General features: G+C 34.1%; 10 protein-coding genes and 1 tRNA gene. 5 read left to right on the forward strand and 6 right to left on the reverse strand.

Annotation, left to right across the window (positions count from 1 at the left end):
* Positions 1-243 precede the first annotated feature (243 nt).
* From B3Z75_RS00765 to B3Z75_RS00780, 4 genes are all read left to right on the forward strand, one after another.
* A tRNA-Asp gene (locus B3Z75_RS00765) sits at positions 244-317 on the forward strand.
* Positions 318-529: 212 nt separating this feature from the next.
* On the forward strand, positions 530-1,723 hold the full coding sequence (locus B3Z75_RS00770; RefSeq protein ID WP_294066650.1) for a site-specific integrase: 1,194 nt from the start codon (positions 530-532) through the stop codon (positions 1,721-1,723).
* An 87-nt stretch (positions 1,724-1,810) separates the two neighbouring features.
* Positions 1,811-2,149, forward strand: coding sequence for a helix-turn-helix transcriptional regulator (locus tag B3Z75_RS00775; protein ID WP_294066653.1), 339 nt, complete (start codon positions 1,811-1,813; stop codon positions 2,147-2,149).
* Positions 2,150-2,290: 141 nt separating this feature from the next.
* Entirely contained in the window at positions 2,291-3,151 is an 861-nt protein-coding gene (locus B3Z75_RS00780) for a TIR domain-containing protein (protein ID WP_294066655.1), read from the forward strand.
* 47 nt (positions 3,152-3,198) lie between these two features.
* On the opposite strand, the gene B3Z75_RS00785 is transcribed toward B3Z75_RS00780, so the two are convergent.
* From B3Z75_RS00785 to B3Z75_RS00805, 5 genes are all read right to left on the reverse strand, one after another.
* A complete protein-coding gene (locus B3Z75_RS00785; protein WP_294066658.1) occupies positions 3,199-3,621 on the reverse strand; it encodes a hypothetical protein in 423 nt (140 codons plus the stop codon).
* A 6-nt stretch (positions 3,622-3,627) separates the two neighbouring features.
* Positions 3,628-4,095, reverse strand: a complete 468-nt coding sequence (locus tag B3Z75_RS00790; protein WP_294066661.1) for a hypothetical protein — start codon at positions 4,093-4,095, stop codon at positions 3,628-3,630.
* A gap of 2 nt (positions 4,096-4,097) precedes the next feature.
* Positions 4,098-4,370, reverse strand: a complete 273-nt coding sequence (locus tag B3Z75_RS00795) for an ECs_2282 family putative zinc-binding protein (RefSeq protein WP_294066664.1) — start codon at positions 4,368-4,370, stop codon at positions 4,098-4,100.
* Positions 4,371-5,040: 670 nt separating this feature from the next.
* Positions 5,041-6,108, reverse strand: a complete 1,068-nt coding sequence (locus B3Z75_RS00800) for a hypothetical protein (protein ID WP_294066667.1) — start codon at positions 6,106-6,108, stop codon at positions 5,041-5,043.
* 34 nt (positions 6,109-6,142) lie between these two features.
* Positions 6,143-7,750 carry a hypothetical protein gene (locus B3Z75_RS00805; RefSeq protein WP_294066670.1) on the reverse strand — a complete coding sequence of 536 codons (1,608 nt, stop codon included), beginning with the start codon at positions 7,748-7,750 and terminating at the stop codon, positions 6,143-6,145.
* A 139-nt stretch (positions 7,751-7,889) separates the two neighbouring features.
* Here B3Z75_RS00805 and B3Z75_RS00810 point away from each other — a divergent pair, with 139 nt between their 5' ends.
* Positions 7,890-8,132, forward strand: coding sequence for a helix-turn-helix domain-containing protein (locus B3Z75_RS00810; RefSeq protein WP_294066673.1), 243 nt, complete (start codon positions 7,890-7,892; stop codon positions 8,130-8,132).
* 4 nt (positions 8,133-8,136) lie between these two features.
* Here the strand turns inward: B3Z75_RS00810 and B3Z75_RS00815 are convergent, their stop codons facing one another.
* Positions 8,137-8,397 carry a hypothetical protein gene (locus B3Z75_RS00815; RefSeq protein ID WP_294066676.1) on the reverse strand — a complete coding sequence of 87 codons (261 nt, stop codon included), beginning with the start codon at positions 8,395-8,397 and terminating at the stop codon, positions 8,137-8,139.
* Positions 8,398-8,693 lie beyond the last annotated feature (296 nt).

An 8,693-nucleotide genomic window follows, 5' to 3' on the forward strand; every position in this document is an offset into this window, starting at 1 on the left:
GTACTGTTTCAGCGTGAATTCTTCCGATGGTTCGATCGTTGGCTGAAAGATAATAATACTCCGGAGGAGGAAGAGTAGTCCCTCATTCGGGTGTGAGTGCAATCTTTTCCGGATTTTTTTCAAAATTGGCCCAAAAATGTTTTGCAATTAGGAAAATTTACTTACCTTTGCACTCGCTATCGAAAGATATATGCAGGGAGGAGAGACTCCCGGTGTCAGAGACGATGGCGTACGACCAAAAACGGTGTGGTAGTTCAGCTGGTTAGAATACCTGCCTGTCACGCAGGGGGTCGCGGGTTCGAGTCCCGTCCATACCGCAAAATAAAGCTCTAAGTTAGTTGTTATCAACTACTTGGAGCTTTTCCTTTTTGCTTAGGGACGAAATAAGGGACGGTTTTTTATTTTAGTCAACTGATTGGTTTATTGATATTTGGCTTGTTTTTCTTCGTGATAAACTTTTGAAGATATTTTTCTAATTACAGAAACTTTACTAATTTAGTCCATGAATTGAGGATTAAATCAAGATTATATGAAACCATATTCAGTAAACCCCTGCATCAGAAAAGATAAATTGCTTAAAAACGGCAACTATCCCATTTACATTTGGGTTAGAGTCATGGGTGAAGAGATAAGAGTTCCTACAGGCTACGAGATAGAAGAAAGTCTTTGGGATAACAAAGCTAAACTACCAAAGAAAAATCCACTCCGCACAGTTATCGGAAATATAAAGTCTGATTTAGAAACTCTCTTACTGACAGAACAAGGAATGGGTGGTGATCTATCTCTACAGCTTGTTCGGGATTATTTTGGAGGCAAGAAAAAAATTAAGCCTGAAAATGGTTCTTTCTATGATTACTATCTTGAATTTGTAGATGATAAAAAGAAATCGGGCAAGGATGATGACACTATCAGAATCTACAATAACACTTATGCAATGCTCAAAGAGTTCGCCCCGAAACTAAGAATCTGCGATGTCAATCTCAAATTTATCGAAAAATTTGACGCTTTCCTTCGGAACGAAAAAAACAATCAAGACGGCGGAAGAGAGAATAAACACAAGAATATTCGTGCCGTTATCCTTGATATGATTCGCCACGATATAAACATCAAAAATCCATACGCAAGTGATAAATTCAAAATGCCGAAAGCAAAAATAAGGGAAACTTATCTTGAATTAAATGAATTGGTTGCAATGAGAAACCTTCTTCCTCAATTTGAAGCCTTTTCTCCACGAAGGATGTCTATGCAAATGTTTCTCTTAGCTTGTTATACGGGCTTGCGTATTTCTGATATATTAGACCTCAAATGGTCGCATATTGACTGGGAAAATCAACGTATCAATAAAAAGCAAGTTAAAACCAAAGATTCGGTCACAATCATTATAGAGCCTTGGGCAAAGGCTATCTTATTGGAGTTTAGCAATAGTAAAAAGAATATTGGAACAGATAAACCAGTATTCGAGAATCCAGTTACCTCTAATACGGTGAATCTTCATCTAAAAGAATTTGCGAAAATGGCAGGGATAAAGAAGACAATCTCATGCCACGTTGCCCGCCATACCTTCGTAACACTTCAAATTTTAGCAGGCACTGACGTTTTAACCATCAAAGCATTAGCAGGACATTCCAAGATAACCTCTACAATGGTTTATTTTAATGACTCTAAGAAGTTAGTAGATGACCACGCAAAGAAATCACAGCTATTCAAAAGCAAAAACGACTGATAGATAATTTCTTCAAGATAAATTTGATTTCAAAATACGGCTCAACAAGTCGTATTTTTTGTATCTTTATGGCAAAATAAAGGTCAAATGAAATCAAAAGAGTTGAAGCAATTATTTTCACGACAAAGAAAGCTAATGAAAGCTGCTCTTGTTATTAATGAAAAGCTCTCCGAAGTTCAGCAGGAGATTAACACCTTAATGCTTCGCCAAATTAGCTCCTCTACTCCAAAGGCTTCGAGTGACAAAGACTTAATGACAGAAAAAGAGGTTTGCGACTGGATAGGCAAGTCCAAAGCTACCTTATACCGTATGCGCACCTACCACAACTTTCCTCATTCTAAAATACCTGGACAGAAGGCTATTATTTATAGTCGCAAAGACATAGAAGCCTATATTAAAGCGAATCAGGCAAACAAATTTTATTAACACAAATATAATGTCTCAAATAAATCAATAAACTCGTTTTTAATAAATTGATTATTAGTTTGGGAACGGCATAATAAATGCAAAATTATTATCTTATCTTAGCTAACACGAATATTAATTCCTATACTAAATTCAATAATGATGGATTCTTCATATTATCAAAATCAAGTAAACCGCATCGAAAAAGAGATTGCAGATTTGCAAAAGAAAATAGCTGACGAGAGCGGTAAAGAATTGACAAAAAACAAACAGATTGATACAGTAACTCGCAGTATCAATAAAAACACGTCCACATCTTCTTTTAATATGAAGCAACGACAAATACAAGGATATGAAAAAGACATACTAAGTTATCGCTCAAAAATAGCAGATTATCAGAAAAAAGTAGCTTCCAAATCAACTGAATTAGGAAAAAAGAAACAAGAATTATTGAAGGCTCAGCAGAAGGAACAAAAAAAGATGCAGGATGACCAATTGAGTTTTCAAAGAAAATTACAAGAAGATATTGCAACCCAAAAATCCCAATTAGAAACCCTTATTGGAATGAATTACTCAGCACAAAATAATTCCAAAAATGAAGAAACGGCTCTTGCGATTAACAAACAATACGATTTTTTTATTTCTCATGCTTCTGAAGATAAAGATGACATTGTTAGAGACTTAGCAGAGGCTTTAAGAAATAGTGGTTTTGAAGTTTGGTATGATGAATTTGAACTAAAAATTGGAGATAGTCTCCGAAAGAAAATTGACTATGGTTTATCAAATGCAAATTATGGGATAGTCATTATATCTCCTTCATTCGTTAAGAAAAATTGGACTGAATACGAACTGAACGGCATGGTTGCAAGAGAAATGAATGGACATAAAGTTATTCTACCGATTTGGCATAAAATATCAAAAGACGAGGTCTTAAAGTTTAGTCCAACATTAGCGGATAAATTAGCACTGAATACCTCAATTCACACAATAGATGATATAGTCCAAAATTTGAAGAACCTATAAAATGAATTAAGTTTTTAAAAATCAAGTCATTACATAGCTAATCCATTCTACCATTGATTTCTCCTATTTCTTGCGGCTAAATTTCGGTACATCTCGCTTTGTCTTTGCGAATATGCTTCATCTTTAGCTTCATCATAGACTCCAGTATTTTCGCAATGGGTACATTTGAAAGAGCCACTATCGTAACATTTTACTTGTATCAGCTTCTCTTCATGCCCCCAACAACGAGAACAATATAATATCAGTTCAGTATCTCCTTTTAAGGTTATATAAGGTTCTGAATGCCTTTCTATCTTGCTATCAATATCTTTCGACTTTTTCAATTCTGAAACCTCAGCATTAAGTGATACAATCTCATTTTGCATATCTAATGCTTGAGAACTCAAATCTATAAGCTGAGCGTATATTTCAATATTGCCTTGCTTTTTTATTTCTTTTGCGACATCTTTTATTTCTTCGTAAAGTCCCATATTCTATTAAGTTAATTTGAAATGCTGAATATGCTCATTTTGATTACTAAAATCATCTTCCCAAGTCAGTCTGACTTTTAAAACATCGGTAGAATTATATGCGTATAAGTGCATAATAATATCAAAGTGGTCATTGGTATTCAAGAATTCATACGGAGTGGGATAATCCATTACAATTACCTTTTCCGCTGAATTGTCATGCCCTCCATAATTATCTAAAAATTCTACATAGATATTTTTAGCGGGAGCTTTTCCTGTATTATAGATTCTTAAATCACGCCTTCCCTTGTCTCCTTTTATGACATTGCCCTTCACTTGAGCTTTTTTATTTTCGGATTCCTCTTCATCAATCTTTTTCAACTGATAGGCGTTTAGTTTTTCTTCTTGCTTTTTCAATCGCTTATCATGCTTAAAATACATTATAATCGTCAATGCAATTGCGAAAGCCGATAAAACTATGCTAACAATATCCATGCTCATTTGAATTTTATATTCTTATTTCCCTTAAAAGCTTTTTTGAACATATCGGACAATTCTTTTTGTAAATCATCTTGAACTTCACTTTTCATTGCCTCGACACTCTCGTTGATATTTTCTTGGTTAAATTCGACCAATTCGTCATATCCGCCAAAATATTCCCGATTGCACAAATTGCATTTAACATAGGACTTGTCTTCATTGAAATTAAAATCCTCTCCACCGCAAGTGGCACACCTAAGTTGAATATGTCTCTGATAGTTATCTTTCATATTATATTGATTGCTATTTACATGACGAAATTACTTATTTATTTTCGATTTACAGCACTTCTCTATTGAAAGCGAAGCCGAATAAGCCCACGAGGGTGAAAAGCGAAAATTCGGCACGAAAACGATTCGGGCGAAAATTTGCCCCAAAATATACTTCGTAAACCTACCTTCTAAGGCTTCGCTTCACTCAGCCTTAGAAATACGCCCAACCTCCAATAAATTAGATGCCTATAAAGCCAGTATCACATTTCGGTACTCCTACTATCGTTTACCGAGATTAAAGCTCAACGAAGGGCAAACAATATACTGTACTCCCAATCTATAAGTCTTTGCGTTTAGATTTCCACAAAGGTTTTATATTATCTGGGTAGAGCTTTGCGTTTCAACTCCGATTATAGAGACTTATCTTTGTTATTCTCTGCTATTCGTTGCGTTTCGATTGTATATTACGGCTGATATGCTCTATTCTCAATAGCACCCAATTATATAAGGGTTGTTCTGTACATTCCATATTGCATTTCCATATTACATAAATACAAAGAACTTATTGTTATTCACAATGCAATAATCCTTGAGCTAAAGTTAACAATATTAGATTTCCCAATACAAGGGTTTTCATATTCAGTATATTCCAATATAGAGTTTTCTTATAGTGCTTTCCTTACTTTCTCTACTTATTAGGAAGGGAAAGCTTCTTATTACCCTCTAAAATGCATAATAATTCAGGAAAATCTACCTTTTCATCCTTACTTTTTCTAAATAAGGTTTCTTTTATATCATTTTTGAAGGTTTCAAAATTATAATCATCTGGCGAAGCATACTTTTTCAAAACGGTAATTACACTTTTATAAGCATCACTTTTAGCTGACTTTTTAGTGTCTGGTTTAGAAGCTCGTTCTACAAACTCTGCCTGATAATCTTCCAAAAACGTTTCATACCCAAAATTTTCTAATCCATAAATAATATGTCTCTCTTTAGGGGTTAAATATTCTTCCTGGTAGCTCAACTTATTGAAGAGTATGAACCGATTGACTTCTCTTGCAAAGAACCGATATAGGTCTGAATAGTTATCCACTAAATCTCCCAAATTCTGGATATGCTTCATTTTATGGTGATTGAAAGACTTCTGATACTTTAATGTAAATTCGATTCGCAAAAAATCATTTCCTTTCTCTTGCATTATTTTGAATGCCTCTCTTCGTCGCTCTTGCTTTATTACAGAAGATTTATCTGCAACTTCTTTTGGTTTTGCGTAGAGTTTTGCGATTTTTTCAGTTCCTATAAAATACAATGTCCCTTCATCTATTCTCTCAGCATGTCGCTCAATATGATTGTAGTTCACTACCATTGGTAAAATATCTATTGCTTGAATGCTAACATTAATATTTAATCCAATTTCGCATTGAGTGAAATTCCCTTGTCTTAATTCCTCAAAAGAGATATTTAATTCTTTTGCTATATTTCGTAAAGCTCTTTCAAATGAAGTTTGGGTTAAATCAAGTAAGGTCGCATTGTTATAATTCCATTTGCGAATACTCCCCTCAATAGTTACAATGCCAGTTCTCTTTGTTTGAGAAATACTTAAATCATGCCTATCAAGCTCCGTTTTATTGCGGAGGACAAAATTGTCATATTGTTTCCTGTCAGGATATTCGATAAATTCCTTTTTGGTAATATTCTCGCAATTCTCAAAATTCCCAGAGAAATCCTTTAATGTTATTTTTATTCTATCTACCATGCGACCTTTGGATTATAGACTCCAAAGATACGAATTATAGAGCTACCAACCTCTCAAGCATTACTTTATAATAGGAATCTGAATAGAAATCGTTCCAAACGTCTCCGATAAATATATTTAGGCAATCATCTATCTTTTCGAGGTCGGGGCGATTTACATTTGAGAACATTATTTTTTCGTCCGAACTAAAAGACTTCAATTTATCTATTTTATTGCTAACCAGATTTATATCAGAAGTATTAGACACTTGGGCAGCAACAATTCTATTTTGATTATTTACTCCCAATACATCGACATCGGCAAAGTTTCCCCCAGTTCGTATTATCTGATAACAAATCCGATACGATTCGCTTGAGAATCGGGAGCGCAACCACTCGGTACACATTACCTCAATCGCAGAATCAGTCATTAAAGATAAATCTAACGGATATTTAACTCCGTAGTAAATGCCGTAAATAGCATTTTTTCTCTGGTTTACAGCACTAATGGTTACTTGTTGCGGTATTATACTCTTTAGAATTGGATAAGTCCTTAAATCAATGCTATCAAAATGCTCTCCCCAATTCGGAGTACAATAAACGCTTTTCATCTTTAGACAAAACAACTTAAATCCGTTTCCTTCTCGGCAAAACATTTCAGAACCTTTCTTTATCAAGCCTATTTTCGGATTCCTCCCAAGAAAAGAAGCTATAACAATAACATCTTGCTCATTGGCTAAATTTACAAGATTTACAAAACGCTGAATATAGGGTAACTTGCTATTGTACGGAGGGTTATTGCCGTTTATCAAATCATCAAAATACTTTTGGTCTATCATTTCTTCTTCTTGAATACAAATAGAGACAATATTATTCTCATACAAATATTCTAATTCGGAAGCCGATTTTCCTGTATAGTTACAACGAACTAAATAAATAGGCTCCTCAAATAGAGGTTCATTCAGCCAAAGAACTCGGATTATCTTTTCGGCAAATTCGCATAATCGTTCCTTTCTAAGTTCTGCATTTGCTTTTAATAATTCGTGGTCTTCAACAGGAAGATATTTCTTTATAAAGACATTTGCTATTTGCGTTGCCGGCATTTCCAAAGAAGGAAGCCAATATCTGATATTATTATTCCGAATATCGGGCATCAAAACATCTTTGAACCAAGAATATAACTCAACATATTTCCATAGCGGTTGCGAGTTCTCTTTTTCGTCTTTTTCTTGTAATTGCTTACTTATATCTTTTCCCAAATCAATGCCTATTGCAGAGCTTAGAGATAAATAGTCTTGGGAGTTTTCAAAATAAGTAATCAATAAACCTCTGATAGTGAATCGTTCTTTTATTGCAATAGCAAAAGCATTTATCGCTTCTTGCAGTTTCTTTGGCTCGTTTTCTTCTTCCTTATCTAAGATTACATGGGTATATAGATTGAAAGTGTCTATTATCTCGTTCTTGCGTATCTTATCTGATAGAGCATCTTTGCCTTGCAGATAATCATTTACAACCTTATTGAGATTATAGCCTGCATATATAATTTTTGCAAGCACTTCTATTCTCTTTTCTACTTCGACTTGGTTTGCTTCATGAGAATAAGCCTGAAATAAGGCTTTGGGCTTAATTGAGATACTTAACTCTTCAAAAGGATTATGTTTCATTTTATTGCTATTGTTCAATTAGATACAAATTTCAAAATTGGACAAATATAGCAATAATCAACAATAAAACTGCATATATGCAAACGTTATTTATGCGGTTACATAGATGCGGAGTTAGCCGTAATTTCGTGTAAAATATATGATTAAGAAGAAAACTCAAATATCAGAAGATAGCCGTTTATCTCAAATAGGCAATCGGGTTCGTGCTTTGCGAAAGGCGAATACAAGTCTTAGTGCCGAAGATTTTGCCAACGAGAAAGGCTTTGACCGTGTTCAATACTCCCGAATTGAAAACGGAGCAAACATCACAATGAAAACTCTTCTAAAGGTGGTAGATGCTCATAATATGACATTGGAGGAGTTCTTTAAAAATTTAGACTAAAGATTTATTTTAGCATTAATCTTAGGTATTCTTCATCTTTCAGCAATCTTTCCCTCCTTTTTTCTTCGGTTTCCCCAATACAGGAAAGCAATATTATACTGATTATCGGAGTTAAACAAAAAGAGAAAATGACCCAATAGAAAGCACTTCTCCCATTTTTACAAGCCATTTCGTAAACATAATATAGCAAAATCAAAGCGTTTACAATGATTGCTATAATAATGACAACAGCGAGAAAACCCATAGAATTAAATTCAGTTTGCATAAAGATAAAATTATTAGTCGGTGAAAATTGATTAACATTCATGACCTAAATTATATATTTTGTCAATGAGGGCAAAATTTTCTTCAAAAAACGCTTGCGGAAAAATAACGTTATTTAACTATCAAGAAAAAGATTGGAAAATTCAAGGGACGGTTTAAGGGACGGAAAATTTGATAACGAATGATATCCTCACGTTCCTGACTTCAAAATACAAATCACATAAACAATTAAAATACACCAAAATATCAATCAATAAAAATCATTTACATGCAATAGTGAGCTACCGTCCATACCGC

The sequence above is a fragment of the Proteiniphilum sp. UBA1028 genome, from assembly GCF_002316955.1.
GTDB lineage: Bacteria > Bacteroidota > Bacteroidia > Bacteroidales > Dysgonomonadaceae > Proteiniphilum.